Source organism: Zobellella taiwanensis, assembly GCF_003012795.1.
Classification (GTDB): Bacteria; Pseudomonadota; Gammaproteobacteria; order Enterobacterales; family Aeromonadaceae; genus Oceanimonas; species Oceanimonas taiwanensis.
In genome coordinates this window covers 37,305-64,008 of the sequence record NZ_PXYH01000007.1, presented here as the reverse complement: position 1 = coordinate 64,008, position 26,704 = coordinate 37,305, and the positions used below count along the sequence as shown (strand labels likewise).

Genomic DNA, 26,704 nt, shown 5'->3' with positions numbered 1-26,704 from the left:
CTTGCCGTGCGGCGGCAACCTGGGGCCGCTAAAAACAGAATGATGTCACTTGCTAGGAGGTTTTTTTAATTCCATAATTTTGTGAGTTAAAGTCTATAAAGCAGCCTTGGAGCACGCTATGTTGGATTTAAGCTTCAGTAAGCCAAGTGAGATCGTCAAGCGGCTTTGCCAACGCCTGCGCACCGAGCGGCTGGCGTTGGAGATGACCCAGGCAGAGTTGGCCGGGCGCGCCGGCATTGGCACCAATACCGTGTCCAACCTGGAAGCCGGGCGCAATGTCGGGTTTGAGAACGTAGTCCGGGTAGCGATGGCGCTTGGCCGGACCAAGGAACTCGAAGGCCTGTTCCTGCCAAGGCTGGACAGCATTGAGGACATCCGGCGCTACGAAAACAGCGCCAAGCGTCTCCGAACAAAGAGGAAGCTCAACAATGCCTGAGCAGGTGAACGTCTTTTACGAGGGCTGGGGAGAGCGATGGCATTGGGGCACCCTGGTCTCTACAACCGCACTGACCGGTCGCCCACTGATTGTGTTCGAGTACAGCAACGAAGCCAGGAAAAGGGGGCTGGAGTTGTCTTCCTATACGCTGCCGTTGGCGGGATCCCCGTTGCGCCAAGGCTTTCCGGGCCACCAGCTGGAGCTGCCGGGGCCTGTTTATGACGCCTTGCCGGACGGGTGGGGCATGTTGCTGATGGATCGCATGTTCAGGCGTCGCGGGCTCACTACGGCGCGCATCGGTCCACTGGAGCGGCTGGCCTACATTGGTGGCAATGCGATGGGGGCCATGACGTTTGAACCCGTGGTGCCCGAAGGGCAAAAGCCAGAAGTCCACATTGCGCTGGCACAGCTTGCCGCCGAGGTGCGGGAAGTGCTCCAGGGAGAAGGTGGCGAGTTCCTGCAGACCTTGCTGCAAGTGGGCGGTTCGCCCCAAGGGGCCAGGCCCAAGGCCCTGGTTTATCGCAATCCCGACACCAATTTGTTCACCACCGCCGTTACGCCGGGCTTTGAAGCCTGGCTGGTGAAGTTTCCGGCCAAGGAAGAGCATGCCGAGGTGTGTGCGATTGAGATGGTCTACGCCGAGTGCCTGCGCAGGTGTGGCATCGAGACGCCGGATACGCAGTATTTCCCTCTGCCCAATGGATTGGCGGCGTTTGCCAGCAAGCGTTTTGATCGAAAGGAGGGCCTGCGCATCCCCATGCAAAGCCTTGCGGCCTTTACCGGTGCCGATTACCGGACGCCGGGGGTGCTGGACTATGTCAGCTTCTTGCGGGCAACGCAGATGTGCACCAACGACGTGCGAGAAATGGCGCTGGCCTTCGAGCGTGCTGTTTTCAATATTGCCTTCAACAACAGAGACGATCATCCCAAGAACTTCGCCTACCTTATGTCACAGAATGGCCGTTGGAGACTGGCACCGGCTTACGACGTGACCTTCTGCGAGGGCCCGGGTGGATATCACCAAATGGACGTGATGGGGGAGGCGCTGACCATTTGCCGCACGCACCTGCTTCGGCTTGCCGAGGAAGCCGAAGTGCCCCAGGACGTTGCCGGCAGGATAATTGACGGTATTTGTAATGTGGCCAGCCAGTTTACGGCCATTGCCGAGAGCATGTATCCACAGGGGATGACTCACGATACCCTGCGTACCATCCAACGCCGCCTCGATCAGAACACGGCTCGACTGGGGTGTTCCTAAAGCCTGTAGATACCACCCCCCGGAGCGCGGGCAGCTTGCCCGCCACTTGCCGCGCAGCGGCAACCTGGGGGTGTTTTAGTGGGTGGGGTTGGGCGTTTGTTTTTAAGCGCCCTTTGGGCGCTATGCAGGCGGGCCGCCTGCGCTCCAACATAAGGTTCGCCCCAAACAAGGCACACCCCCCGGGGCGCGGGCAGCCTGCCCGCTACTTGCCGCGCAGCGGCAACCTGGGGGCGGCGTTTTAGCCGGTGGGGTTGGGCGTTTGTTTTTAAGCGCCCTTTGGGCGCTATGCAGGCGGGCCGCCTGCGCTCCGACATAAGGTTTGCTCTACACAAGGCCCGCTCCCCGGGGCGCGGGCAGCCTGCCCGCCACTTGGCGTGCGGCGGCAACCTGGGGGCGGCGTTTTAGCCGGTGGGGTTGGGCGTTTGTTTTTAAGCGCCCTTTGGGCGCTATGCAGGCGGGCCGCCTGCGCTCCGACATAAGGTTTGCTCTACACAAGGCCCGCTCCCCGGGGCGCGGGCAGCTTGCCCGCCACTTGCCGCGCAGCGGCAACGTTAAGTGGAAGGGTTGTTAATAGAGCTTTAAGCGCCCCCTGGGCGCTATGCAGGCGGGCCGCCTGCGCTCCAACATAAGGTTTGCTCCAGTACGACGGCGGTGTACGCGCGAGCGCAAGGGGCGGTTATTGGCGCAAAGTTTGACTCAGATCAAGCTCTTGGCATTGGCGGGGCTAAAGCTTTGGCCGGCGGCACCGATACAAAGGGTATCGGGCGGGGGCCGGCCGGGCGGGCGGAGCAGCACGGCAAAAAAAGTGCTAAAGCCGCCGCCGGTGGCGCCGATAACCTGAACAAGCAAGCAACACCGGCCAGCGCGCCGGAACAGAACCCTAACGGAGATTCGATTATGGCGATTACAGTTAATTCCAACGTGTCGGCCCTCACCGCCCAGCGTAACCTCAACAAGTCCAGCAGTGCTCTGGCCACCTCCATGGAGCGGTTGTCTTCCGGCAGCCGCATCAACTCCGCCAAGGACGATGCCGCCGGCCTGCAAATCTCCAACCGGCTGAACTCCCAGATTAAAGGCCTGGGTGTGGCGATGAAAAACGCCAGCGACGGTATTTCCATGGCGCAAACCGCCGAAGGCGCCATGCAGGAGTCCACCAATATTCTGCAGCGCATGCGGGATCTGGCGCTGCAGTCTGCCAACGGCTCCAACTCCGATGAAGACCGCGCCTCCATTCAGAAGGAAATTGGCCAGCTGCAGTCGGAACTGACCCGTATCGCCGACTCCACCTCCTTTGGTGGCCAGAAGCTGCTGAACGGCGCCTTTGGCACCAAGTCGTTCCAGATTGGCGCCAACGCCAACGAATCCCAGAGCCTGGGGCTGTCGGATATTTCCTCTTCCGCCATTGGCCGTAAATACCAGAGCTTTGACAAGACCGCCGACCTTACCACCAAGGTGGCCGGCGGCACCGAAAGCGGCGCCGGCCAGGTGCTGGTCAAGGTAGGCGACAAGACTCATGAAATTGCCCTGAACGCCGGCATGTCCGCCAGCGATGTACAGGAAAAAATCAACAGCATTTCCGGCCTGAGCGATGTGAAGGTTACTGGCGGCGAAGGTCCTGAATCGACCCCGGCAACCATGAAACTGAGTAACCTGGCAGTTGCAAACGGGGAGAGCCTCGATCTGACCATTGGTGGGGAAAAAATCACCCTTAATGGTACCGGTGACGCTGCTGGCGATGCTGCAACCTTTAAATCCCAGATCGAACAGGCCGCCGGCAAGGCCGGTTACAGCGTGACCGAAAAAGACGGCACCTTCAGCTTTACCGGCAAGGACGATGGTTCCCAGATTGCGATTAAATTAGAGGCGGCCAATACGACTACCAGTGACACTAAAGTCAATATCAATGGTAAGTCTTATGCTGGTAATGGTACTACTGCCATTAATGCAACCCAAACGTCAACCAATGGCATTAATGCTGAGCCCATTCGGGCCACCATGGAACTGAGTGGGCTGACGGTAGCTAACGGCGATTCTCTTAAATTGAAGATTGGGGATGCTGATGTTATTACCCTCACAGGTACCAACAGTGCCAATGATGCCAAAGCGTTTAAAGCTCAAATAATGGATGCAGCTGAAAAAGCCGGATATACCGTTACTGAGGATAACGGCACCTATACCTTTACCGGTAAGGAAGATGGCTCACAAATAAATATTGAAGTTGGTGGCGCAGGTAACAGCACCACAGCTTCCACAGATGTAACCATCAACGGTGTTGCCTATGATGGCTTAGCAAACATTTCAACTACAGCGAAAAAACAAACCTCCACCAATGGGGTGGCAGCTGCGGTTGATACACCGGCCACCATGACGCTGAAAGGCTTTGATGCAGTCAACAGTGGCACCATGAAGCTGACCATCGATGGTATTGATGTAACTGTTGATAAAAACGTGTCCGACACCGAAAAGCTGGCCGACCTGATCAACAGCACCCTGAGTGCTGCTGGCAGCGAGATTACCGCCACCCTTAATGACGATAAAACCGAAATTACCCTGACCGGTGGTCAAAATGGTGAGCAGTTTGCTGTAAAAGCCGATGTATCCGGAGCAACAGGTTCGGTATTGCAGGCAGGTGACAGAATCTACAGCAATGCCTCCCTTAAGACTTCCGGTAATATTACAACTGCAGCAGGTGGCGCAGGTGTTAACTCAACAGTAACAATCGATAATTTTGCTGCCGTCACCAGTGGAGTAATGTCAATGACGGTTGATGGAGCCATCTTCGATGTTGACAGCTCAATCACTACCGCAGCTGAGCTGGCTGACAAAATTAATGCCGAAGCTGGCACTACTGTAACAGCCTCTGAGTCAGATGGTGTTATCACTATCACTCACAATACCGCTAATACTGCCCTGACGGTTGCTGCTGATGCTTCAGGTGCCGCCGGTGCTCAGGTTGAGATTACCGGTGATACAAGTGCATTGGTAGCAGGAACTGCGGTGGAAACAGAAACCACTAACGGTATCGCGGTTGAGAAAGATGGCTTTACCATCGACTTCAGCAACGCCAAGCTGGATGACGGTATTGCCAGCGTGTCTGTGGGCGCCACAGTAAATGACCTGGAGAGTTCAGACAGCGCCATGGCCTTGGCCGAAGGCACCACCTTTAAATCGGTGGCCAGCATCGATCTGAGCACCACCGAAGGCGCCAATGAGGCCGTGGAAATTCTGGACAAGGCGCTGGCCTCCATCGACGATCAGCGTGCCAGCCTGGGTGCCTTCCAGAACCGAATGAACAGCACCATCAATAACCTGGCCAGCATTCAGGAAAACGCCGCCGCCGGTATGAGCCGCATTATGGATGTGGACTTTGCCCAGGAAACCGTGAACCTGACCAAGCAGCAAATTCTGCAACAGGCCGGTACCTCCATTCTGGCCCAGGCCAAGCAGCTGCCTCAGGCCGCCCTGTCTCTGCTGGGCTAAGGCATTAACGCAGCGTTATTTATTTTCAAGGGGCGGCAACGCCCCTTTTGTGCAGTTTGTTCAGACCCTAAAGCAAAATGGTCGTTAATATTGGATTTTGCTTTATGGTCTTACCGCGCTGAAAGCCGATTACGGCACGGCGCGCTTTTCAAGGAGCCATACCATGGACATTCCAGCCCCCACCAACCGGCCGCAAACAACCGCCGCCGAGGCAAATGCTCAGCCGCGCCAGAGCCCGCCCCCCTTAACCCCGGCCCAGGCCGAGGCCACCCAAACCAGGCAGGCGGTGCAGGCCAGTGCCGAGGCCAGCCTTTCTGCCGACCAGCTGAAAGACATGGCCGGGCAGATGCAGGAGTTTATTGGCAGCTTTAACCGCAATTTGCAGTTTCGAGTGGATGAAGACTCGGGCCGCAATGTGGTGACCGTGCTGGATGACCAGGGCGAGGTGATACGGCAAATTCCCAGCGAAGAGTTGCTGGAGGTGGTAGCCCGGCTGGCCGAGGCCAGCGGCGGCCTGATAGATACGCGAGCCTGACAGGAGATAGAAAATGGGTGATCTTAAACTGCCCGGGGTGGGCTCGGGCTTTCCCATTCAGAGCTTTGTGGATGCCACCGTAAATGCCGAGCGGGCCCCCAAGGAGCAGCTGCTCAACAAACGGGCGGCGGACATTAACGTCAAGCTCTCGGCCTATGGCTCGCTCACCAGTGCCCTCGACGGCTTTAAAACCGCTCTGGGCAAGCTGGAAGGCAACGATGCCTTTCAAAAGCGCTCCACCAGCTTCAGCGAAAGCGGCTTTGTTTCCGCCAAGGCCAGCAAGGACGCCGTGGCCGGCAGCTATACCCTGGTGGTGGACCAGCTGGCCCAGGCCCACAAGGCCGGCAGCCAGGCCATTGATAAAACCACCGAGCTGGGGGAAGGCAGCCTCAACATCAGCGTGGGGAAAGAGTCCTTTTCCGTGGCGGTGGAAAAAGACAAAAGCACCCTCTCCGGCATTGCCGATGCCATTAACCGGGCAGAAAACAACAAGGGCGTGAAGGCCACTGTGGTAACCGACGACGCCGGCTCGCGACTGGTGCTGTTTTCCGAAAAAACCGGCACCGATCATCAAATCAGCCTCACGGTGGATGAAGACACGCCGGGCGGCCTGTCGCAACTGTTGGACGCCGACGGCAAGCTCACCGAGGTGCAGGCCGCCAAAAATGCCGAGCTCACCATAGACGGCGCCCGGGTCACCAGCCAGAGCAATGAAATAAAAGACGCCATCGCCGGCGTTACCCTGACCCTCGACAAGGTCAATACCACCGAAAAGCCCGACACCCGGCTTACCATTGGTTACGACAAAAAAGCGGTGGAAAACAATATCAAGAGCCTGGTGGACGCCTTTAACAAGGTGGCCAGCACGGTAGACTCGCTCACCCGTTACGATGCCGACGCCGGCAAGGCCTCGCCGCTCAATGGCGATACCAGCACCCGCAATTTGATGTCTCAGCTACGGCGCATGATGAGCGCGCCCATTGAAGGCACTCAGCCGCCGGTGCAGAGCCTGGCGGATCTGGGCATTACCACCAATAAAGACGGCACCCTGGAGCTGGACAGCGAACAGTTGCAGCAACAGCTGAGTGATAATTTTGAGCAGGTTGGTCTGCTTCTTGCCGGTGAAAAGGGTCTTACTGGTCAGTTAACGGGCCTGGCCGACGATTTTGTGGGCAAGGAAGGCGTCATCACGCAAAAGGGTGAAACCCTCAGCCAGCAAATGAAAAAGCTGGAAAAAGAGAAGGCATCATTTGATGACTACATGGAGCAATATGAGGCGCGGGTGTACAAGCAGTTTTCCGCCATGGACATGGTGGTGTCGCAAATGAACCAGCAGCTCAGCTCGGTGATCAGCGCCTTTGAAAACATGCCCGACTTTTATGGCAGCAGAAAATGAGCCTGACCAAACAACTGGAAACCCTGGATGCCGAACTGCTGGGCCGCTTTGGCGCGCCAGAGCAGCTGGACGGCGAACAGCTGCAGGCGTTGCTTGCCGAGCGGGCCCGCTTGCTGGCCCTGCTGCTGGAGCAGGAAATGCTCAGCCCCGAGCAGGTGGGCGAGCTGATGGCCCGCTCGAAACAACTGAAAGAGCTGGCGGAGCACACCCGCCAGCAGCTGGCCGAGCAGCTGGCCAACATGCAAAAGGGCCGCCGCTCGGTGGGGGCCTATCAAAAAATCAAACATCAGGAGTAAGCAATGCGCGGTTCCCTTAAAGCTTATAAATCGGTGGCGGTAGACAGCCAGAAAAACGTGGCCAGCCCCTACAAAATGGTGCAAATGCTGCTGGCGGGGGTGCTGGAGCGCCTGGCCAAGGCCCGGGTGGCGGCCGAGCAGGGCCAGGTGGCCCGGCGCGGCGAGCTGGTGAGCAGCACCATCGCCATCCTCAACGAATTGCAGGGTTCGCTGGACCCGGAAGCGGGCGGCGAAATCGCCACCAATTTGCATGGCATTTACGATTACGCCATTCGTGAACTGCTGCTGGCCACCGCCGAGAACGACATGGGTCGCATCGACAACGTCAGTAACGCCATCCGCGAAATCAAGGAAGCCTGGGACGCCATCCCCGCCGACCAGCAGGCCGTGCCCGAATAACCGGGCCCATGCCCAGCCCGCCCACCCCCGCCCTTGCGGGGGTTTTTGTTTGGGCGGCATATAGCACGGGAGCGGTACTGTCAAAATTGCGCCGGGGGCGGGTGTTGATTTTGTGACGCGCCGTGGGGATTCAAACGTTAACCGGCGGGCGGGGGCGGCCCGGGGTTGATCAGGATCAACTAATCCACTAAAAAGGGGGCTCCCGGGTCGAGATAATTTGACGGCTGTGTCAGAATCCCGGCATTCATGCACCCCTTGGTGCGCCCGGTCGCGGTTTTTTTCGCCGGGTTGTCATAAAAAGTGCGGTCTGGCCGCCAATAATCTACGAGCCGGGGAGGGTGTCAGGACGACGGCCCTTTTCATCACCAACCGATAGCACTCTTCAGGTGTAAGGATTGTTCCATCTCATGGGATCTTTCGGAAGCGTACTGATTATCGACAACGACGATGAGCGTCGCACACGTCTTGAAGCCATTCTTTCCTTTATGCAGGTGCACTGGCAAAGCGGGCTCGGCCGGGATGCGGCGGGCCAGCTGGGCCAGTCGATGCCGCTGACCGTGCTGGTGGGGCAAAGCCCGCTGCCCCTGGCCGAGCTGGTGGCGGCCTATCCGCAACACGCCTTTATTACCCTGGAGCCGGTGGGGCTCAATGCCGCCAACCTGGCCGGCTGCCTGCGCCGGCTTACCTACCACGAGCTGACCCCGCTGTTGCATCGGGCGCGCCAGCTGCACCCGGCGGTGGGCCGGGAGCAGCAGCTGCAGCGTTTTTTAATCGGCCAGTGCCCGGCCATGAAGGAGGTGAAGGGGCTGCTGCGCCAGGTGGCGGGCAAGCAGGCCAATGTGCTGCTGCTGGGCGAGTCGGGCACCGGCAAGGAGGTGATTGCCCAGGCCATCCATATGCTGTCGCAGCAGGCCGAGGGGCCCTTTGTGCCCATCAATTGCGGCGCCATTCCCGCCGAGCTGCTCGAAAGCGAGCTGTTCGGCCACGAAAAGGGCGCCTTTACCGGGGCGGTGTCGAGCCGCAAGGGGCGGTTTGAGCTGGCCGAGGGCGGCACTCTGTTTCTCGATGAAATCGGCGACATGCCGTTGCCCATGCAGGTCAAGCTGCTGCGGGTGCTGCAGGAGCGCACCTTTGAGCGGGTGGGCGGCACCCGGCCCATCCAGGCCAATGTGCGGGTGATTGCCGCCACCCACCGGGACCTGGAACAGATGATCCGCGAGCAGCGTTTTCGGGAAGATCTTTATTACCGGCTCAATGTGTTTCCCATCCAGGTGCCGCCCCTGCGCGAGCGGCGCGAAGACATTCCGCTGCTGCTGGCGGAGCTGGTGCAGCGCCACCGGGAAGGCCAGGGCGCCGACTTGTCGTTTACCCCGGCGGCGGTGGCCTCGCTGCAGCAGTACCCCTGGCCGGGCAATGTGCGCGAGCTGTCCAACCTGGTGGAGCGGATGTTTATTCTGTGCCCCAACCAGCGGGTGGACCTGGCCGACCTGCCGCCCCGCTACCGCTGCCTCAACGGCGAGTGCGAGGCGCCCGCCAGCGAGGAGCAGGACGAGCGCGAAGCCCTGGCCGCCATGTTCGGCGGTGCCGACGACGACGCCTTTGCCGAAGAAAACCGGGTGTTTTTCGAGTTTGGCGACGAGGCCGAAGAGGCGGACGAGCTGCGCCTGCCCCGGCTGACCGCCGAGGGCATCAACCTCAAGGAGATGCTGGCGAGCATCGAGATCGATCTGATCACCCAGGCGCTGGACGCCAGCGACGGCGTGGTGGCGCGGGCGGCGGAGCAACTGGGCATGCGCCGCACTACCCTGGTGGAAAAAATGAAGAAATACGGCATTGGCCGGGACTTCTGAGCCGGCGGTGTTAAATAACGGTGCCGAAGGGGAGGCCAGGGCCGGTCGAGGCAGCCCTATCAGGAACGGTTATTTAATGGCACGGTTTTTGAATAACTGGGTGTATGAATGACACCGAAACCGATGCCCGCTGGCTGTCGCTGCTGGAAGCGGAGCAGCTGGAGCAGCTGATTTTATCGATGCCGAGCGGCCTGTTGTGGCTGGACGGCCACGGCGTGGTGACCCGCGCCAACCCGGCCGCCCGCGCCCTGCTGGGCGAGCCCCTGCAGGGGCGGCCCTGGGTGGAGGTGATCGCCCGCGCCTTTGCGCCCCGCCCCGACGACGGTTTTCAGGTGTCGCTGCACAATGGCCGGCGGGTGCAGCTGGCCATTGCCGACCTGGCCGGCCGGCCGGGGCAGCTGATCCAGCTGACCGACATAACGCCCACCCGCGCCTGGGCCGAGCAGCAGGGCCATGCCCAGCGGCTGGCGGCCCTGGGCAAGATGGCGGCCACCCTGGCCCACCAAATCCGCACTCCCCTGTCGGCGGCCATGCTGTATGGCGCCAACCTGGCCAATCCGGCGCTGGCGCCGCGCCAGCACGCCCATTTTTGCCAGCGGCTGCAGCAGCGGCTGGCGGACATTGAACGTCAAATTAGTGACATCCTGCTGTTCGCCCGCCAACAGCAGGCGCCCCTGGCGGGCCCCCTTTGCCTGGACGAGCTGCTGGCGCGGGTGGTCGACACCGCCCGTGCCCTGCCCGAGGCGGCCGGGGCCGACATTGTGCCGGCCGTGCCGGCCGGGGCGCGTGTGCTGGGCAATGCCAACAGCCTGCAAAGCGCCCTGCTCAACCTGGTGGAAAACGCCCTGCAGGCGGGCGCCGGCCGGGTTGAGCTGGCCGTGGCGGCGGAAGACGCGCACTGGCGGCTTGAGGTGCGGGACAACGGCCCGGGCATGGACCCGGCGTTGCAGGCCCGGGCCTTTGAACCCTTTTTTACCACCCGCGGCCAGGGCACCGGCCTGGGGCTGGCGGCGGTGCAGTCGGTGGTGCAGGCGCACCAGGGGCGGGTGGAGCTGGAATCGGCGCCGGGCCGGGGGTGCTGCTTTCGCCTCTGCCTGCCGATGCTGAACAACAACGAGGCTGACGGATGACGGCAACCCTGCTGATAGTGGAAGACGATCTCGGCCTGCGCCAGGCGCTGGAAGATACCCTGATGCTGGCGGGCTACCATTGCCTGGCCGCGGCCAGCGCCGAACAGGCGATGGCGCTGCTCAACGAACAGGCGGTGCACATGGTGCTGACCGACGTGCAAATGGCGGGCATGGACGGCCTGGCCCTGCTGCGCTGGATCAACGGCCGCTTTCCCGGCCTGCCGGTGCTGGTGATGACCGCCCATGCCCAGGTGGCGGGGGCGGTGAGCGCCATGCGCGAGGGGGCGGTGGATTACCTGGCCAAGCCCTTTGTGCCCGATACCCTGCTGGCCCGGGTGGCCCGCCATGTGGGCGACAGCGCCCGGGACGAGGGCGACCCCGTGGTGGCCGACGCCCGCAGCCTGCAATTGCTGCAACTGGCCGAACGGGTGGCCCGCTCGGCGGCCAGCGTGATGATCACCGGCCCCAGCGGCACCGGCAAGGAGGTGCTGGCGCGCTTTATCCATCGCCGCTCGGGCCGCGCCGACGGGCCCTTTGTGGCCATCAACTGCGCCGCCATTCCCGACAATATGCTGGAGGCGACCCTGTTCGGCTATGAAAAGGGCGCTTTTACCGGCGCCCTGCAGGCCTGCCCGGGCAAGTTCGAGCAGGCCCAGGGCGGCACCCTGCTGCTGGACGAAATCACCGAAATGGAGCTGTCGCTGCAGGCCAAGCTGCTGCGGGTGCTGCAGGAGCGGGAGGTGGAGCGGCTGGGCGGGCGCAAGACCCTCAACCTGGACGTGCGGGTGCTGGCCACCAGCAACCGGGATCTGCGGGCGGCGGTGGCCGAGGGGCGGTTTCGGGAAGATCTTTATTACCGGCTCAATGTGTTTCCGCTGGCCTGGCCGGCCCTGGCCGAGCGGCCCGACGACATACTGCCCCTGGCCCGCTTTTTGCTGGCGCGCCACGGCCAGAGCCTGGGGCGCAGCGGGGTGGAGCTGGGGGAAGACGCCTGCCGGCGGCTGCGCGGCCACTCCTGGCCGGGCAATGTGCGCGAGCTGGACAACGTGATCCAGCGCGCCCTGATTCTGGCGCCGGGCCAGTGCATCGGCGCCGATGACATCCTGCTGGATACGGCCATGGCGCCCGCCCCGGCCCCGGTGGAGGAAGACCTGGGCCGGGAGCTGGAAAGCCAGGAGCACCAGATTATTCTGCAGGCGCTGCGGGCCTGCGCCGGCAGCCGCCAGCAGGTGGCGGAGCGGCTGGGCATCAGCCCGCGCACCCTGCGCTACAAGCTGGCCCGCATGCGCGAGGCGGGCATACAGGTTCCGGGCCAGGGCGTGTAATGATTCGCCCTGGCCTGCTAATTGCCTTATCATCCGCAACGTCAACTTTACGGTTACAACAGCTTCGGGAGCCATGCACATGGACATTAACGCCAGCGGTTTGCTGACAGAAATGCAGTCTCTGCAAGGAGAAATGCGGACTTCCTCCCCCCAGGTACAGGCCGGCGGCCTGCACGAGGATTTTTCGGCCCTGCTCGGCAAGGCCATCAACAACGTCAACGGCCTGCAAAAAAGCACCGATGATCTGCGTACCCGCTTTGAGCTGGGCGACGAGGCGGTGAGCCTGGAGCAGGTGATGCTGGCGGCGCAAAAATCGGGCATTGCCTTCGAGGCCACGGTGCAGGTGCGCAACAAGGTGGTCGACGCCTATAAAACCATCATGAACATGCCGGTGTGAGGTAACAGGTGGCCGATAATCCGCTGGTGGATGCCGACAAAAACGTTCTGGCGAACGGAGACAATGGAACACTGGACGCCGAAGAACAGAAAAGCACGCCCCTTGCCATCCTGAGCCATTCCGACATCCTGCGCCAGATCATGCTGGTGCTGGCGCTGGCCATTGTGCTGGCGATTGCGGTGTTTGTGCTGCTGTGGGGCAAGGAGCCGGAAATGCGGCCGCTCGGCATTTACGACAATGCCGAGCTGATAGAAACCCTGGATTATCTGGACGCCAACAAGCTGGAATACAAGGTGGACGGCAGCACTGTGATGGTGCGCGCCGATCAGTTTGCCGATATCCAGCTCGGCATGCGCCGCTCGGGGCTGAGCGAAAGCCTGCCCCAGGGCGACGCCATTCTGCTGTCGGACCCCGGTTTTGGCATCAGCCAGCGGCTGGAGCGGGAGCGGCTCAACCTGAGCCGCGAGCGCCAGCTGGCGCGGGTGATTGAGCAATACAACAGCGTGGCCCAGGCCCAGGTGCTGCTGGCCATTCCCCGGGAAAACGTCTTTGTGCGCGACCGCCGCCAGCCCAGCGCCACCGTGGTGCTCAACCTGCGCCGGGGCAGCACCCTGCGCCAGGAGGAGGTGGACGCCATTGTCGACACCGTGGCTTCCGCCGTGTCCGACCTGACCCCGGGGCGGGTGACGGTGACCGACCAGAACGGCCGCCTGCTCAACTCCGGCTCCCAGGATCCGCTGGCGGCCCGCACCCGGCGCGAATTTGAACTGCAGCAAAAGCAGGAAGACGACTACCGCCAGAAAATCGACGCCATCCTGAGCCCGGTGCTGGGGCTTGGCAACTATACCGCCGAGGTGGACGTCAGCCTCGACTTCACCCGCCAGGAGCAGACCACCAAGACCTTCAACCCCGACATGCCGGCGGTGCGCTCGGAAATGGTGATGGAAGACAACACCCTGGGCCTGGGCCCGGTGGGCATTCCGGGCGCGCTTACCAACCAGCCGCCGATGGAGTCGGAGATCCCGGAAGAGGCCGAGGGCCTGGCCCAGGAGAAGGCCCGCAACGAGCGCAACCGGCGCGAGGCGACCCGCAACTTCGAGCTGGACACCACCATCAGCCGCACCGAAACGGCGGTGGGCGACATTCGCCGGCTAACGGTGTCGGTGGCGGTGGATTACCAGTCGGTGCCCGACGGCGAGGGCGGCCTGGTGCGCCAGCCCCTCGGTGCCGAGGAGCTGGCCAAGGTGGAGCGCTTGCTGCGCGGCGGCCTGGGCTTTGACGTGAGCCGGGGCGATGCCATCGAGGTGGTGGCGGTGCCCTTTAACCGGCCCGATTTCGACGCCATGGCGGCGGAACCCTTCTATGAGCAGCCCTGGTTCTGGCACCTGATGCGTATTTTGGGCGCCGTGGTGGTGCTGGTGGTGCTGCTGGTGACCCTGGTGCGGCCCATGGTGATGCGGCTGCTGCACGGCGACAAGGTGACGGAGTCCGACCCGGATGCCCAGAACGCCTTTATGGGCTCCGACGAGCTGAGCCTGCTGGCCCAGCAGGCGGAAGACGACCTGTTCCGCATCGAGGACGGCCAGCTCAAGCTGCCCGATCTGCACAAGGAAGAAGATCTGCTGCGCGTTGTGCGGGCGCTGGCGGGCAATGAACCCGACCTGACCGCCCAGGTGATCAAATACTGGATAAAGAGCGATGAGCGCTAACGAAATCGATATTTCCGACGAGCAGCGGGTGCTGCTGAGCCGCATGAGCGGCGTCGAGAAGGCGGCCCTGCTGATGCTGAGCCTGAAGGAGGACGACGCGGCGCAGATTTTCCGCCACCTCGATCCCAAGCATGTGCAGCGGCTGGGGGTGATGATGTCGTCCGCCAGCGATTTCAGCCCCGACAAGGTGGGCGCCGTGCACCGGCTGTTTGTGGAAGATATCCAGCGTTTCACCAATATCGGCGTGGGCGTGCAGGACTTTGTGCGCAATGCGCTGGTGGCGGCGCTGGGCGAGGACAAGGCCAGCCGGCTGGTGGACCAGATTGCCGCCGGTGCCGGTGCCCGCGGCCTGGATTCGCTCAAGTGGATGGATGCCCGCCAGGTGGCGAGCCTGATCCAGAACGAACACCCGCAAATCCAGACCATAGTGCTGGCCTACCTGGAGCCCGAGCAATCGGCGGAAATCCTGCACCAGTTCCCGGAGCCGGTGCGGCTGGATTTGATCATGCGCGTGGCCGAGCTGGAGGAAGTCCAGCCGGCGGCGCTGCAGGAACTGAACGATATCATGGAAAAGCAGTTTGCCGGCCAGAGCGGGGTGCAGTCGGCCAAGATGGGCGGCCTGAAGGCCGCGGCCAGCATCATGAACTACCTGGACACGGCGGTGGAAGGGGCGCTGATGGACGCCATCCGCGATCAGGACGAGGAAATGAGCATGAAGATCCAGGATCTGATGTTTGTGTTCGAAAACCTGATCGACCTGGACGACAAGGGCATCCAGCTGTTGCTGCGCGAGGTCACCAACGATGTGCTGCAGCGCGCCCTCAAGGGGGCCGACGACATGCTGAAGGACAAGTTTTTCCGCAATATGTCCAAGCGTGCCGCCGAAATGCTGCAGGAAGACATGGAGGTCATGGGGCCGGTGCGGGTCAGCGAAGTGGAAGTGGCGCAGAAGGAAATCCTGGCCATTGCCCGGCGCCTGGCGGATGAGGGTGAGCTTTCCCTGTCCAAGGGGCCCGGTGACGATTACGTATGAGCAAGGACAAACTCAGGCAATACCTGCGCCCGGACGGCGAGCCGGTGCGCCACTGGTCCTGGCCGGACATGGGCGAGGCCAAGGCCAGCGCCGAGCCCAGGGGCAATGCCCTGGGCTACCGTTTTCCCGAGCCGGAGCCCGAGCCGGTGGTGGAGCTGGAAGCCGAGCCGGAGCCCGAGCCGCTCACCGCCGAGGCGCTGGAGGCAATCCGCCAGGCCGCCTACGACGAGGGCATTGCCGAGGGCCGCGCCAAGGGCTTTGAGCAGGGCCGGGAGGAAGGCCGGCTCAAGGGCCAGCAGGAAGGCCACGCCGCCGGCCTGGAACAGGGGCTGGAGCAGGGCCTGGCCGAGGGCCGGGAGCGCATTGACGCCCTTTGCGGCCAGTGGCAACAGCTGGTGGATCAGCTGGTTGCCCCGCTGGCCCGGGTCGACCACAGGGTGGAGCAAAGCCTGGTGACCCTGGCCATGGAGCTGGCCCGCAACCTGCTGAAGGCGGAAGCCCGCACTTCGCCCCGGCTGCTGCTGGCCACGGTGCAGGAGGCGGTGGCCGCCCTGCCGGGCCATGAACCCCGCATTACCTTTTTTCTGCATGGCCAGGATCTGACCCTGCTGCGCGAGCAGTTCGACGACGACAGCCTGGCCCGGCGCGGCTGGGAGCTGGTGGAAGATCCCCTGCTCGAACCGGGCCGGCTGCGCCTGAAAACCGCCATGTCGGAGCTGGAAACCGACCTGCACCAGCGTATCGACGCCCTGATGACCAATTTTATGAAGGCCAACTGGAATCGCTTCCATGACCCTGAGTGAACGCCTGCTCGGCTACCAGGCCAGCGGCCTGGCGCCGGCCATGGTGGCCAGCGGCAAGCTGACCCGGGTGGTGGGGCTGACCCTGGAGGCGGTGGGCTGCACCGCGGCGGTGGGCAGCCAGTGCCGTATCCAGACCCTGTTCGGCGAGATGGATGCCGAGGTGGTGGGCTTTTCCGAAGACCGGCTGTATTTGATGCCGAGCGAGTCCCTCAAGGGGGTGATCCCCGGCGCCCGGGTGACGCCGGTCGGCGCCGGGGCCGGGGTGCCGGTGGGCATGGAGCTGCTGGGCCGGGTGATCGACGGCATTGGCCATCCCCTGGACGGCCGGGGCCCGCTGGTGACGGCGGCCACCGCCGACTTTACCGCCCGCCGGCTCAATCCCATGGCGCGCAAGCCCATCGAACAACCGATGGACGTGGGCGTGCGCGCCATCAACTCGGTGCTCACCGTGGGCCAGGGCCAGCGCATGGGGCTGTTTGCCGGCTCGGGAGTGGGCAAGAGCGTGCTGCTCGGCATGATGACCCGGGGCGCCAGGGCCGATGTGGTGGTGGTCGGGCTTATCGGCGAACGGGGCCGGGAAGTGAAGGAATTTATCGACGTTATCCTGGGCGAGGAAGGCCGGGCCCGTTCCGTGGTGGTGGCGGCGCCGGCCGATGCCTCGCCGCTGATGCGGCTCAAGGGGTGCGAGACGGCGCTGACCCTGGCGGAGTATTTCCGCGACCAGGGACTCAATGTGCTGTTGCTGATGGACTCCCTGACCCGCTATGCCCAGGCCCAGCGGGAAATTGCCCTGGCGGTGGGCGAGCCGCCCGCCAGCAAGGGCTATCCGCCTTCGGTGTTTGCCAAGCTGCCGGCGCTGGTGGAGCGGGCCGGCAACGGCGCCGAGGGGCAGGGCAGCATTACCGCCTTTTTTACCGTGCTGACCGAGGGCGACGATCTGCAGGATCCCATCGCCGACGCGGCCCGGGCCATTCTCGACGGCCACATAGTGCTGTCGCGCCAGCTGGCCGACAGCGGCCATTATCCGGCCATCGACATTGAAAAATCGATCAGCCGGGTAATGACGGCGGTGACCACGGAGGCGCACCAGCGCAGCGCCCGGGCGGCCAAGCAGGCCTATGCCCTGTACCAGCAGAACCACGACCTGATCAACCTCGGCGCCTACCAGCAGGGGGCCGATCCCCGGCTGGATCTGGCCATCAATATCCGGCCCCGGCTGGATCGCTTTTTGACCCAGGGCATGAAGGAGGTGATCAACCTGGAGGCCAGCATCAACGAGCTTGAGATCCTGACCCGGCCGCTGATGAGGGCGGGCGCATGAGCTCCCGCGCCCTGCACCTGCTGCTGGACAAGCTCGACGGCGAAGAGCGCCAGGCGGCGGCGTTGCTCAATTCGGCCCAGCGTCAGCTGCAGATGCTGCAGCAGCAGCAGCAGACCCTCAGCCAGTACCAGCGCCACTACAGCCAGGAATTCCATCACCGGGGCCGGGAAGGGCTAAGCTCCCACCAATACGGCCATTTCCAGGGCTTTATCGACAAGCTGGAAGTGGCCCAGCGCCAGCAGCTTGACGGCATCCGCCAGGCCCGGGAGCAGGTGGACAAGGCGAGCCAGTCCTGGATGCAGGTAAAAACCCGCCGCCAGGCCATTGCCCAGCTGCTGGAGCGCGACCGGCAGCGGCAGCAACTGGAGGCGGCCCGCAACGAACAGAAGATGCTCGACAACCTGGCCATCTACCGCTTCCATAAAAAGCAGCCCAGGTAGGCGGCACATAAATTGCATAATTTCGCCGACAAGACGGATTCAGCCGACTGAAGGTACTCCATGAGCATGATGATTCTTCCGGTGGCCCCCGCCGCGCCTGCTGCACCGGCCGGTGCCGGTGCCGGTGGCGCCGCGGCCCGGGGCGGCGGCGAGGGCAACTTTGCCGAGACCCTGCGCCAGAGCACGGCCGGGCGGGACGCGCCCGGCAAGGCGCCGGCAAACGCCGCCGGGGACGGCAAGGCCGCGCCGGAGGAAGAGATGGTCCGCAACGGTGAGGCCGCCTTTGCCGAAACGCCGGAGCAGCCTGAGCTGGACGAGGCGGCCCAGGCTCTGCCGCCGGCACCAGGGGCCGACACTGAGCCCAAGGCAGACGCCTTGCCTGCCACTGCCTTGCCGGCGCACGGCACCCGGGTGCCCGGTGAAAGCGGTGCCTTGCCCCTGTCAGGGGCAGTGGCGACCGAGCCGGCCACCAAGGCCGACGAGCCGGCGCCCAGCGACGAAATCCCGGAGCCGCGGCCCTTCCTGTCGCGGCAGGGACAAACTGAGCGGCCGGTTGCCGCCGGCGAACAGCCGGTGGCGGCCCGGCCCGGCGCCGAGCCGTTGGTTCATGGCTCAGGGGGCGGCGAAGAGGATGCCGAAGCCTGGGCGCCGGGCGCCGACAAACCGGCCCGTGGCCTGGCCATGGCCGCGGTAGCGGCGCAGGCGGACGGGGACAAGCCCGAGTGGCTGGCGCAAATCGAGCTGGGCCAGCGCTGGCGGCCGGAAAAAAACGTCGGCGATACCGGCAAGGTGTTGCCGTCCGCCCTGCAGGCGCAGGCCGCCGGCCATATCGAGGGCGGCGAGCGGGGCGAATTGCCGCCGGCCGAGTCCCCGCAGTCCGGGGCCGAGGGCATGGCCCCGGTTCAGGGCAGCGGCCAGCCCCAGGGAACACAACCGGCGGTGGAGCGGCCCCTGGTGCCGGAGCGCGCCCTCAGCCTGAATGGCTCTGCCGAGCAAAACGCCAAACAGTTGACGCAACAGGTGCAGGTGATGGTCAACCAGAACCTGCAGGAGGCGGATATCCGCCTCAATCCCTCCGAGCTGGGCGGCGTGCGTATCCAGCTGCGGCTGGATCAGGGCGAGGTGAATATCCAGTTTACCGCCCACAATGCCCAGGCCCGGGAACTGCTGGAGCAGGCGATGCCGCGCCTGCGCGACATGCTGGGCCAGCAGGGCCTGGCCATGGGCCAGGGCGAAGTGGGCGGCTCGTCGCCCCAAGAGCGGCAACTGGCGGGCGAGGGCGGTAACGGCGGCGGTTCCGGCTCCGGTGCGGGCCAGGCCGGCGCCGGGGACGACGGCGACTGGCAGGCGGTGGAGCCGGGCCGGGTACTGGATCTGGCCAATGGCCGTATCGATTATTTTGCATAAGGGTTGACGACGGATGGCCTTGGGCGCGAGACGCAAAGACAATAACGAACTGGTGATGCCACGAAAGCCGATGTGGAAACGGCTGTCCACCTGGCTCAGCCTGCTGGGGCTTATCGTGCTGCTGGGCGGGGCCGGCGCCGGCTGGTGGTATTTTGCCGGCCAGCAGCCCCAGGCGCCGGCGGTGGCCGAGGTGGCGGACAACCAGGCCCTCTATGTGGGGATGAGCAAGCCCTTTATTTTCAGCGTGCGCGGCGACAACCGCGACCGGCTGGTGCAGGTGGAAGTGGAGTTGCTGGTGCGGGGCGAGGCCGATGAAGCCGAGGCCAAGCGCCACCTGCCGCTGCTGGAGAGTGCCCTGCTGACGGTGCTCAGCAGCCAGACCGCCGCCAGTTTCCTGACCGCCGATAACAAGAATGTGGTGAGGGAGGAAGCGCGCGATGCCCTCAATCTGGCCCTGACCGACGTGGTCGGCAGGGCGCTGGTGGAACGGGTGCTGTTTACCAGTGTTGTAGTGCAATAGGTGGTGCTGTGAGCGATCTGTTATCTCAGGATGAAATCGATGCCCTGTTGCATGGGGTGGATGAAGTAGAGGAAGAGGACGCGGGCAGCGGCCGCACCGGCATTGCCGCCTTCGATTTTTCTTCCCAGGACCGTATTGTCCGGGGCCGGATGCCGACCCTGGAGATGGTGAACGAGCGTTTTGCCCGGCATATGCGCATCAGCCTGTTCAATATGATGCGCCGCACCGCCGAGGTGTCCATCAACGGGGTGCAGATGATGAAGTTCGGGGAATATGTGCATTCCCTGTTTCTGCCCACCAGCCTCAACATGGTGCGCTTTAGGCCGCTCAAGGGCATTGCCCTGCTCACCATGGAAGCCCGGCTGGTGTTTATCCTGGTGGACAACTTCTTTGGCGGCGACGGCCGCTACGCCAAGATCGAGGGGCGGGAATTCACCCCCACCGAGCGGCGGGTGATCCAGTTGCTGCTCAAGCTGGTGTTCGAGGACTACAAGGACGCCTGGGCCCCGGTGATGGACACCAAGTTCGAATACCTGGACTCGGAGGTGAACCCCACCATGGCCAACATCGTCAGTCCGACCGAGGTGGTGGTGGTCAGCTCCTTCCATATCGAGCTGGACGGCGGCGGCGGCGATTTTCATGTGACCATGCCCTATTCGATGCTGGAGCCCATCCGCGAGCTGCTGGACGCCGGTGTGCAGAGCGACAAGGGCGACAACGATCTGCGCTGGGGCAAGGCGCTGCGCGACGAAATCCTCGACGTCAACGTGGGCATGTCGGTCAAGCTGCTGGACAAGGAGCTGACCCTGAGGGACATCTTCGAGCTCAAGCAGGGCGATATCATCCCGGTGGACATGCCCGAACACCTGCTGGTGTCGGTGGAGGAGCTGCCCACCTTCCGGGCCCAGCTGGGCCGCTCCGGCGAGCAGATGGCGGTGCGGATCACCGAAAAACTCAAGCGGCCCGAGTCGTTCAAGACCGAACTGCACGAAGTCACCCGTCGCGGGGTGCGGATAGACGGCGAGGCCGAGCTGGAAGAACTGGAAAGAACCATTGAGGATGCGCAATGAGCGAGAATGAGCACAACGAGTCTAACGAGCTGGACCAGGCCTGGGCCGAGGCCATGGCGGAGGAAGGCGGCGAGGCGGTGAAAAGGGCCGAGCTTGAAGACTTTTCCAGCGCCGACGGCAACCGGCCGATCAATCAGGAAGAACGGCGCAAGCTGGACACCATCCTCGATATTCCGGTGACCATTTCGATGGAGGTGGGGCGCAGCCAGATCAGCATCCGCAACCTGCTGCAGCTCAACCAGGGCTCGGTGGTGGAGCTGGACCGGGTGGCCGGCGAGCCGCTCGACGTCATGGTCAACGGGGTGCTGATCGCCCACGGCGAGGTGGTGGTGGTGAACGACAAGTTCGGTATCCGCCTGACCGACGTGATCAGCCAGACCGAACGCATCAAGAAGCTGAAGTAAGCCATGCCGCTGCTGTTTGCCCTGCTCTGCCTGCCGTGGCCGCTGCTGGCCCAGGGCCCGGAGATCGACTGGGGTTCCTGGGGCCTGTCGTCGGCGCTGGTGGTGGGCCTGGTGCTGGCCCTGGGCTGGCTGCTGCGCAAGACCCGTTTCGGCAACGGCCTGGGCGGCCACCGCCAGCTGCGGGTGGTGGCCACCCTGGCGCTGGGCAGCCGGGAGCGGCTGCTGGTGGTGCAGGTGGGGGAGGAACAGTGGCTGCTGGGCGTGACTGCCCAGCAGGTCAGCTCCCTCGGCAAGCTCGAACGGCCGCTTTCCCTTCCTTCTTCACATGACGCGACGAAGACTCATGATAAAAGCTAGCTGGCTGTGGCCGCTGCTGCTGCTGGCCGGCCCCCTGGCCGCCCAGGAAGGCATGTCGGCGGTCACGGTGACCACCAATCCGGACGGCAGCCAGGAATACAGCCTGACCCTGCAGGTGCTGGCGCTGATGACGGCGCTGTCCTTCCTGCCGGCCATGGTCATCATGATGACCTCCTTCACCCGCATCATAGTGGTGCTGTCGATACTGCGTCAGGCCCTGGGCCTGCAGCAAAGCCCCTCCAACCAGGTGCTGATCGGCATCAGCCTGTTTTTGTCCTTTTTCATCATGTCGCCGGTGCTCGACCGGGTGAACGGCGAGGCGCTGCAGCCCTACCTGGCGGAGGAGATCGGCTCGCGCGAGGCCCTGGCCCGGGCCGAGCTGCCGGTGCGCGACTTTATGCTGGCCCAGACCCGGGTCAAGGATCTGGATACCTTTTTAACCATTGCCGGTATCGAGGTCGACGGCGAGGAGCAGGTGCCGCTGCGGGTGCTGATCCCCGCCTTTGTCACCAGCGAGCTGAAAACCGCTTTCCAGATCGGCTTTATGCTGTTTTTGCCGTTCCTGGTCATCGATCTGGTGGTGGCCAGTATACTGATGGCGATGGGGATGATGATGCTGTCGCCGATGCTGGTGTCGCTGCCGTTCAAGCTGATGCTGTTCGTGCTGGTCGACGGCTGGAATCTGATTATGGGCACACTGGCCAACAGCTTTGGCCTGGGAGCGGGATAATGAGCCCGGAAACCTTTGTCGACATCTTTCGCAGCGCCCTCTGGCTGGTCACCCTGCTGGTGTCGGCGGTGATACTGCCGAGCCTGGCCATCGGCCTGGTGGTGTCGGTATTCCAGGCGGCGACCTCGATCAACGAACAGACCCTCAGCTTTCTGCCCCGCCTGCTGGTGACCCTGGGCGCGCTGGCGGTGGGCGCCCACTGGGGGCTGGAAATGCTGATGGACTTCTTTTACGAGCTGGTTTACCAGATCCCCCAGGTGATCGGGTAACCCGGGTGTGAAGCCTGAAGCGGTAGCCGGAGTGGAGATGTGAACTACACCACCGAACAAATCCTGCTGTGGCTCGCCTCCTACCTTTGGCCCTTCTGCCGCATCGGCGGCATGATGATGACGGTGGTGATGTTCGGCGCCCAGCTGACGCCGGTACTGGTGCGCCTGCTGCTGGCGCTGGCGGTCACCCTGGCGGTGGCGCCGCTGTTGCCGCCCATGCCCGCCATTGCACTGTTTTCGGTTGAAGGCTTCCTGGTGACCGGCCAGCAGATCCTGATCGGCGCCAGCATGGGGCTGTTGTCCCAGTTCCTGGTGCAGACTTTCGTGACCGCCGGCCAGATTATCGCCATGCAGACCTCCCTGGGGTTCGCCACCATGGTCGACCCGCTCAACGGCCAGTCGGCGCCGGTGGTGGGCCAGTTTTACCTGATGCTGGGCACCTTGCTGTTCCTGGCCCTGGACGGACATCTGCTGATGATCCAGGCCATCGTCTACAGTTTCGATACCCTGCCGGTCTCGGCCGGCGGCTTTTCGGTGGCGGTGTGGGAACGGCTGGCGGGCCTGCTGACGCTGCTGTTCCAGGCGGCGGTATCGATGGCGCTGGCGGCCATAGTGGCGATGCTGCTGATCAACTTCAGTTTCGGGGTCATGACCCGGGCCGCACCCCAGCTCAATATTTTCAGCGTGGGCTTTGCGGTCAGCATGGTCTGCGGTTTGTTCATCATGTGGTTGTCGCTCGGCGGCTTCCTCGGCCATTTCGAAAACCAGTGGCTGCGGTTGCAGGCGGTGATGTGCGACAGCCTGGCGCTGCGCTGCGAGGAGGGCTGACATGGCGGAGTCCGACGGCCAGGAACGCACGGAACAGCCCACGGAGCAGCGATTAAAGCAGGCCCGTGAAAAAGGACAGATAGCCCGTTCCAAGGAGCTGGGCACGGCGGCGGTGCTGCTGGGCGCCATGGCCGGGATGCTGATGCTGAGCGGGGCCATCGGCGATGCCCTGTCGACGGTGTTCAAACGCAATTTCAGCCTGGAACGGCGACAAATCTTCGACACCACCACCATGATGGAGGGGCTCAAGGAGTCCACCCTCAGCCTGCTGCTGCCCATGCTGGCGCTGTTTGCCGTGGTGCTGGTGGCGGCCCTGGTGGGCAACATACTGCTGGGCGGCATCAATTTCAGCTCCGACGCCATGATGCCCAAGTTCAGCCGCATGAGTCCGCTCAAGGGGCTGAAGCGGATGTTCGGGGTGCAGGCGCTGGTGGAGCTGCTGAAGTCGGTGGCCAAGGTGGTGTTTATCGCCACCTTCGCCGTGTTGCTGCTGTGGAGCCAGTTCGACCATATCCTGTCCCTCAGCCAGGAAGTGCTGCCGGTGGCAATGCGCGATGCCCTGGAGCTGCTGCTGTGGATGGGCCTGGTGCTGTGCCTGGCGCTGCTGCCGATCGTGGCCATCGATGTGCCCTTCCAGATCTGGAACCACGGCCGCCAGCTGAAGATGACGCGCCAGGAGATCAAGGACGAGTTCAAGAACACCGAGGGCAAGCCCGAGGTCAAGGCGCGCATCCGCCGGCTGCAGCATGAAATGGCCAACCGCCGGATGATGGGCGAGGTGCCCTCCGCCGACGTGGTGGTGGTCAACCCCAGTCACTATTCGGTGGCGCTGCGCTACGACAAGGACAAGCCGGGCAGCGCCCCCGTGGTGGTGGCCAAGGGGCTGGACGAGATCGCCCTCAAGATCCGCGAAATCGCCCGGGAGTACGAGGTGCCCATTATCTCTTCCCCGGCCCTGGCCCGGGCCATTTACCATTCCACCAAGCTCGACCGGGAGATTCCCGATGGCCTGTTCGTGGCGGTGGCCCAGGTGCTGGCCTATGTGTTCCAGCTCAATGCCTGGCGCAAGGGGCGGGGCCGGCGTCCGGTGCCGCTCAAGGACGACTTGCCGATACCCGACGAGTACCGGGTCTGATGCCAGGGAACTGGCCTTTTGGCTTGATTTTTGCATATTACCGGCATCGATTTTTACGGCAGTCAGTGGGTAATGGAATTCAGGGCTAGGCTTTCTCAGGCAAAACAGTGGTCACGGTTTCACAAGGGCATGGGCACGCCGTTGCTGGTGCTGTCGGCGCTGGCGATGGTGGTGCTGCCGATCCCGCCCCTGCTGCTGGATGTGCTGTTCTCCTTCAATATCTCCCTTGCCCTGGTGGTGCTGCTGGTGGCGGTGTATACCCAGCGGCCGCTCGATTTCGCCGCCTTTCCGACGGTGCTGCTGGTGGCCACCCTGCTGCGGCTGGCGCTGAACGTGGCCTCGACCCGGGTGGTGCTGCTGGAAGGCCACAACGGCGGCAACGCGGCCGGCAACGTGATTGAAGCCTTCGGCTCCGTGGTGATCGGCGGCAACTACGCGGTGGGCCTTATCGTTTTCCTTATCCTGATGATCATCAACTTCGTGGTGGTCACCAAGGGGGCGGGACGGATTTCGGAAGTGAGCGCCCGCTTTACCCTGGATGCCATGCCGGGCAAGCAGATGGCCATCGACGCCGACCTCAACGCTGGCCTTATCAATCAGGAAGAGGCGCGTACCCGCCGGGACGAGGTGACCCGGGAGGCGGATTTCTACGGCTCCATGGACGGTGCCTCCAAGTTTGTCAAAGGCGATGCCATCGCCGGCATCATGATCCTGTTTATCAACATCATCGGCGGTTTTATCATCGGCATGGCCCAGCACGGCCTGCCCTTCGGCGAGGCGGCCCGGGTCTATACCCTGCTGACCATCGGCGATGGCCTGGTGGCGCAAATTCCTTCCCTGCTGCTGTCCATCGCCGCGGCCATTATCGTTACCCGGCAAAACACCCGGGAAGACATGGGCCAGGCCATGCTCGGCCAGTTGTTCGACAATCCCAAGTCACTGACCATTTCCGCCGGTATCCTGATCGCCATGGGCCTGGTGCCCGGCATGCCCCATTTTGCCTTTCTGCTGCTGGGCGGCCTGGCCGCCGCCGGCGCCTGGTGGCTGCACAAGCGGGGCCGCGAGCAGCAGGAGCAGGCGGCGGATCCGGCCCAGCAGCCGGTGCCGGCGCTGGGCCACGAGCAGCGGGATCTGAGCTGGGATGACGTCAGCCAGGTGGACACCATCGGCCTGGAAGTGGGTTACCGGCTGATAAGCCTGGTGGACCAGGCCCAGGGCGGTGAATTGCTGAGCCGGATCAAGGGCGTGCGCAGGAAACTGTCCCAGGAGCTGGGCTTTTTGATCCCCGCCGTGCACATTCGCGACAACCTGGAACTGGGGCCCAACCAGTACCGCATCAGCCTGATGGGGGTCAGCTCGGGGGAGGCGGACATCTATCCGGAGCGGGAGCTGGCCATCAACCCGGGCCAGGTGTTCGGCACCGTTACCGGCATCGACACCCGGGACCCGGCCTTTGGCCTGGAGGCGACCTGGATTGCCAAGGAGCAGATTGAGCAGGCCCAGAGCGTGGGCTACACAGTGGTGGACGCGGCCACCGTGGTGGCGACCCACCTCAGCCAGTTGCTGACCAACAATGCCTCCGTGCTGCTGGGCCATGAGGAAGTGCAGAACCTGATCGACCAGGTCGGCCGCACCCAGCCCAAGCTGGTGGAGGATCTGGTACCCAACACCATAGGGCTGGCGCTGGTGACCAAGGTGCTGCAAAGCCTGCTGCACGAGGGCGTAACCATCCGCGACATGCGCACCATATTGCAGACCCTGACCGAGTACGCGCCCAAGAGCCAGGATCCGGAGGTGCTGACCGCCGCCTGCCGTATCGCGCTGCGCCGATTTATGGTGCAGGAGATTGCCGGTACCGAGCGGGAGCTGCCGGTGATCACCCTGGCACCGGAACTGGAACAAATCTTGCAGAACTCGCTGCAGGCGGGGGGCGCCCAGGGCAGCGGTATCGAGCCGGGCCTGGCCGAGCGGATGCAGCAGTCCCTGGCCCAGGCCGCCGCCAACCAGGAGCTGGAGGGGCAGCCGGCGATTTTGCTGACATCCGGCATGCTCAGAACCACGCTGGCGCGTTTTGTGAAACATACTATTCCCAGTCTGCGGGTGTTGTCCTATCAGGAAGTGCCTGATGACCGTCAAATCCGCATTGTGGCGTCCATAGGCCAACAGTAGCAGGGGG

Annotated in this window: 26 protein-coding genes; all 26 read left to right on the top strand. The window is 63.3% G+C overall.

From position 1 onward, the window contains the following. The first annotated feature begins 118 nt into the window (after positions 1 to 118). Positions 119 to 436 (top strand): helix-turn-helix domain-containing protein, encoded by a 318-nt coding sequence (locus C7I36_RS06805; protein ID WP_106452971.1) that lies wholly within the window; start codon positions 119 to 121, stop codon positions 434 to 436. Further along, a complete protein-coding gene (locus C7I36_RS06800) occupies positions 429 to 1,694 on the top strand; it encodes a type II toxin-antitoxin system HipA family toxin (protein ID WP_106452970.1) in 1,266 nt (421 codons plus the stop codon). Before C7I36_RS06805 ends, C7I36_RS06800 begins: the two co-directional genes overlap by 8 nt. Positions 1,695 to 2,345: 651 nt before the next feature. Next, positions 2,346 to 5,174, top strand: coding sequence for a flagellin N-terminal helical domain-containing protein (locus C7I36_RS17925; protein WP_146137316.1), 2,829 nt, complete (start codon positions 2,346 to 2,348; stop codon positions 5,172 to 5,174). 163 nt (positions 5,175 to 5,337) lie between these two features. Then, positions 5,338 to 5,709 (top strand): flagellar protein FlaG, encoded by a 372-nt coding sequence (locus tag C7I36_RS06790; protein ID WP_106452968.1) that lies wholly within the window; start codon positions 5,338 to 5,340, stop codon positions 5,707 to 5,709. Between the two features lie 13 nt (positions 5,710 to 5,722). Then, the gene (fliD, locus tag C7I36_RS06785) at positions 5,723 to 7,105 is read left to right on the top strand and encodes a flagellar filament capping protein FliD (protein ID WP_106452967.1); all 1,383 of its coding nucleotides are present in this window, start codon (positions 5,723 to 5,725) and stop codon (positions 7,103 to 7,105) included. Further along, positions 7,102 to 7,401, top strand: a complete 300-nt coding sequence (locus C7I36_RS06780; protein ID WP_106452966.1) for a hypothetical protein — start codon at positions 7,102 to 7,104, stop codon at positions 7,399 to 7,401. Before fliD ends, C7I36_RS06780 begins: the two co-directional genes overlap by 4 nt. Positions 7,402 to 7,404: 3 nt before the next feature. Continuing rightward, on the top strand, positions 7,405 to 7,800 hold the full coding sequence (fliS, locus tag C7I36_RS06775; RefSeq protein ID WP_106452965.1) for a flagellar export chaperone FliS: 396 nt from the start codon (positions 7,405 to 7,407) through the stop codon (positions 7,798 to 7,800). A 407-nt stretch (positions 7,801 to 8,207) separates the two neighbouring features. Then, on the top strand, positions 8,208 to 9,650 hold the full coding sequence (locus C7I36_RS06770) for a sigma-54 dependent transcriptional regulator (protein ID WP_106452964.1): 1,443 nt from the start codon (positions 8,208 to 8,210) through the stop codon (positions 9,648 to 9,650). Positions 9,651 to 9,754: 104 nt separating this feature from the next. Further along, the gene (locus tag C7I36_RS06765; RefSeq protein ID WP_106452963.1) at positions 9,755 to 10,780 is read left to right on the top strand and encodes a sensor histidine kinase; all 1,026 of its coding nucleotides are present in this window, start codon (positions 9,755 to 9,757) and stop codon (positions 10,778 to 10,780) included. Continuing rightward, complete coding sequence (locus tag C7I36_RS06760; RefSeq protein ID WP_106452962.1) at positions 10,777 to 12,105, top strand: sigma-54-dependent transcriptional regulator; 1,329 nt, start codon at positions 10,777 to 10,779, stop codon at positions 12,103 to 12,105. Before C7I36_RS06765 ends, C7I36_RS06760 begins: the two co-directional genes overlap by 4 nt. 79 nt (positions 12,106 to 12,184) lie before the next feature. Then, positions 12,185 to 12,502, top strand: a complete 318-nt coding sequence (gene fliE / locus C7I36_RS06755; protein ID WP_106452961.1) for a flagellar hook-basal body complex protein FliE — start codon at positions 12,185 to 12,187, stop codon at positions 12,500 to 12,502. Positions 12,503 to 12,510: 8 nt separating this feature from the next. Continuing rightward, positions 12,511 to 14,211 (top strand): flagellar basal-body MS-ring/collar protein FliF, encoded by a 1,701-nt coding sequence (gene fliF / locus C7I36_RS06750; protein ID WP_106452960.1) that lies wholly within the window; start codon positions 12,511 to 12,513, stop codon positions 14,209 to 14,211. Then, a complete protein-coding gene (gene fliG, locus C7I36_RS06745; RefSeq protein WP_106452959.1) occupies positions 14,201 to 15,244 on the top strand; it encodes a flagellar motor switch protein FliG in 1,044 nt (347 codons plus the stop codon). Before fliF ends, fliG begins: the two co-directional genes overlap by 11 nt. After that, entirely contained in the window at positions 15,241 to 16,047 is an 807-nt protein-coding gene (gene fliH / locus C7I36_RS06740) for a flagellar assembly protein FliH (RefSeq protein WP_106452958.1), read from the top strand. Before fliG ends, fliH begins: the two co-directional genes overlap by 4 nt. Continuing rightward, a complete protein-coding gene (fliI, locus tag C7I36_RS06735) occupies positions 16,034 to 17,368 on the top strand; it encodes a flagellar protein export ATPase FliI (RefSeq protein WP_106452957.1) in 1,335 nt (444 codons plus the stop codon). The genes fliH and fliI overlap by 14 nt, the downstream gene beginning before the upstream one ends. Further along, on the top strand, positions 17,365 to 17,808 hold the full coding sequence (fliJ, locus tag C7I36_RS06730; RefSeq protein WP_106452956.1) for a flagellar export protein FliJ: 444 nt from the start codon (positions 17,365 to 17,367) through the stop codon (positions 17,806 to 17,808). Before fliI ends, fliJ begins: the two co-directional genes overlap by 4 nt. Before the next feature lie 60 nt (positions 17,809 to 17,868). Next, complete coding sequence (locus C7I36_RS06725; RefSeq protein WP_106452955.1) at positions 17,869 to 19,215, top strand: flagellar hook-length control protein FliK; 1,347 nt, start codon at positions 17,869 to 17,871, stop codon at positions 19,213 to 19,215. Positions 19,216 to 19,270: 55 nt separating this feature from the next. After that, entirely contained in the window at positions 19,271 to 19,735 is a 465-nt protein-coding gene (locus C7I36_RS06720; RefSeq protein WP_245880056.1) for a flagellar basal body-associated FliL family protein, read from the top strand. A gap of 8 nt (positions 19,736 to 19,743) precedes the next feature. Then, complete coding sequence (fliM, locus tag C7I36_RS06715) at positions 19,744 to 20,805, top strand: flagellar motor switch protein FliM (protein WP_106452953.1); 1,062 nt, start codon at positions 19,744 to 19,746, stop codon at positions 20,803 to 20,805. Beyond that, a complete protein-coding gene (gene fliN / locus C7I36_RS06710; RefSeq protein ID WP_106452952.1) occupies positions 20,802 to 21,209 on the top strand; it encodes a flagellar motor switch protein FliN in 408 nt (135 codons plus the stop codon). The genes fliM and fliN overlap by 4 nt, the downstream gene beginning before the upstream one ends. A gap of 3 nt (positions 21,210 to 21,212) precedes the next feature. Then, positions 21,213 to 21,566, top strand: coding sequence for a flagellar biosynthetic protein FliO (fliO, locus tag C7I36_RS06705; RefSeq protein WP_106452951.1), 354 nt, complete (start codon positions 21,213 to 21,215; stop codon positions 21,564 to 21,566). After that, positions 21,553 to 22,296 carry a flagellar type III secretion system pore protein FliP gene (gene fliP / locus C7I36_RS06700; RefSeq protein ID WP_181256312.1) on the top strand — a complete coding sequence of 248 codons (744 nt, stop codon included), beginning with the start codon at positions 21,553 to 21,555 and terminating at the stop codon, positions 22,294 to 22,296. Before fliO ends, fliP begins: the two co-directional genes overlap by 14 nt. After that, a complete protein-coding gene (gene fliQ / locus C7I36_RS06695) occupies positions 22,296 to 22,565 on the top strand; it encodes a flagellar biosynthesis protein FliQ (RefSeq protein WP_106452949.1) in 270 nt (89 codons plus the stop codon). The genes fliP and fliQ overlap by 1 nt, the downstream gene beginning before the upstream one ends. Positions 22,566 to 22,604: 39 nt before the next feature. Further along, complete coding sequence (fliR, locus tag C7I36_RS06690; protein WP_106452948.1) at positions 22,605 to 23,393, top strand: flagellar biosynthetic protein FliR; 789 nt, start codon at positions 22,605 to 22,607, stop codon at positions 23,391 to 23,393. A gap of 1 nt (position 23,394) precedes the next feature. After that, positions 23,395 to 24,528, top strand: coding sequence for a flagellar biosynthesis protein FlhB (flhB, locus tag C7I36_RS06685; protein WP_106452947.1), 1,134 nt, complete (start codon positions 23,395 to 23,397; stop codon positions 24,526 to 24,528). Between the two features lie 72 nt (positions 24,529 to 24,600). Continuing rightward, positions 24,601 to 26,697, top strand: coding sequence for a flagellar biosynthesis protein FlhA (flhA, locus tag C7I36_RS06680; RefSeq protein ID WP_106453054.1), 2,097 nt, complete (start codon positions 24,601 to 24,603; stop codon positions 26,695 to 26,697). The last annotated feature ends 7 nt before the right edge of the window (positions 26,698 to 26,704 follow it).

What these genes read in the sequence shown, in the direction of transcription:
- C7I36_RS06805 (WP_106452971.1), top strand. Translation starts at nt 119, where the DNA reads ATGTTGGATTTAAGCTTCAGTAAGCCAAGTGAGATCGTCAAGCGGCTT.
- C7I36_RS06800 (WP_106452970.1), top strand. Translation starts at nt 429, where the DNA reads ATGCCTGAGCAGGTGAACGTCTTTTACGAGGGCTGGGGAGAGCGATGG.
- C7I36_RS06790 (WP_106452968.1), top strand. Translation starts at nt 5,338, where the DNA reads ATGGACATTCCAGCCCCCACCAACCGGCCGCAAACAACCGCCGCCGAG.
- fliD (WP_106452967.1), top strand. Translation starts at nt 5,723, where the DNA reads ATGGGTGATCTTAAACTGCCCGGGGTGGGCTCGGGCTTTCCCATTCAG.
- C7I36_RS06780 (WP_106452966.1), top strand. Translation starts at nt 7,102, where the DNA reads ATGAGCCTGACCAAACAACTGGAAACCCTGGATGCCGAACTGCTGGGC.
- fliS (WP_106452965.1), top strand. Translation starts at nt 7,405, where the DNA reads ATGCGCGGTTCCCTTAAAGCTTATAAATCGGTGGCGGTAGACAGCCAG.
- C7I36_RS06770 (WP_106452964.1), top strand. Translation starts at nt 8,208, where the DNA reads ATGGGATCTTTCGGAAGCGTACTGATTATCGACAACGACGATGAGCGT.
- C7I36_RS06765 (WP_106452963.1), top strand. Translation starts at nt 9,755, where the DNA reads ATGAATGACACCGAAACCGATGCCCGCTGGCTGTCGCTGCTGGAAGCG.
- C7I36_RS06760 (WP_106452962.1), top strand. Translation starts at nt 10,777, where the DNA reads ATGACGGCAACCCTGCTGATAGTGGAAGACGATCTCGGCCTGCGCCAG.
- fliE (WP_106452961.1), top strand. Translation starts at nt 12,185, where the DNA reads ATGGACATTAACGCCAGCGGTTTGCTGACAGAAATGCAGTCTCTGCAA.
- fliG (WP_106452959.1), top strand. Translation starts at nt 14,201, where the DNA reads ATGAGCGCTAACGAAATCGATATTTCCGACGAGCAGCGGGTGCTGCTG.
- fliH (WP_106452958.1), top strand. Translation starts at nt 15,241, where the DNA reads ATGAGCAAGGACAAACTCAGGCAATACCTGCGCCCGGACGGCGAGCCG.
- fliI (WP_106452957.1), top strand. Translation starts at nt 16,034, where the DNA reads ATGACCCTGAGTGAACGCCTGCTCGGCTACCAGGCCAGCGGCCTGGCG.
- fliJ (WP_106452956.1), top strand. Translation starts at nt 17,365, where the DNA reads ATGAGCTCCCGCGCCCTGCACCTGCTGCTGGACAAGCTCGACGGCGAA.
- C7I36_RS06725 (WP_106452955.1), top strand. Translation starts at nt 17,869, where the DNA reads ATGAGCATGATGATTCTTCCGGTGGCCCCCGCCGCGCCTGCTGCACCG.
- C7I36_RS06720 (WP_245880056.1), top strand. Translation starts at nt 19,271, where the DNA reads ATGCCACGAAAGCCGATGTGGAAACGGCTGTCCACCTGGCTCAGCCTG.
- fliN (WP_106452952.1), top strand. Translation starts at nt 20,802, where the DNA reads ATGAGCGAGAATGAGCACAACGAGTCTAACGAGCTGGACCAGGCCTGG.
- fliO (WP_106452951.1), top strand. Translation starts at nt 21,213, where the DNA reads ATGCCGCTGCTGTTTGCCCTGCTCTGCCTGCCGTGGCCGCTGCTGGCC.
- fliP (WP_181256312.1), top strand. Translation starts at nt 21,553, where the DNA reads ATGATAAAAGCTAGCTGGCTGTGGCCGCTGCTGCTGCTGGCCGGCCCC.
- fliQ (WP_106452949.1), top strand. Translation starts at nt 22,296, where the DNA reads ATGAGCCCGGAAACCTTTGTCGACATCTTTCGCAGCGCCCTCTGGCTG.
- flhB (WP_106452947.1), top strand. Translation starts at nt 23,395, where the DNA reads ATGGCGGAGTCCGACGGCCAGGAACGCACGGAACAGCCCACGGAGCAG.
- flhA (WP_106453054.1), top strand. Translation starts at nt 24,601, where the DNA reads ATGGAATTCAGGGCTAGGCTTTCTCAGGCAAAACAGTGGTCACGGTTT.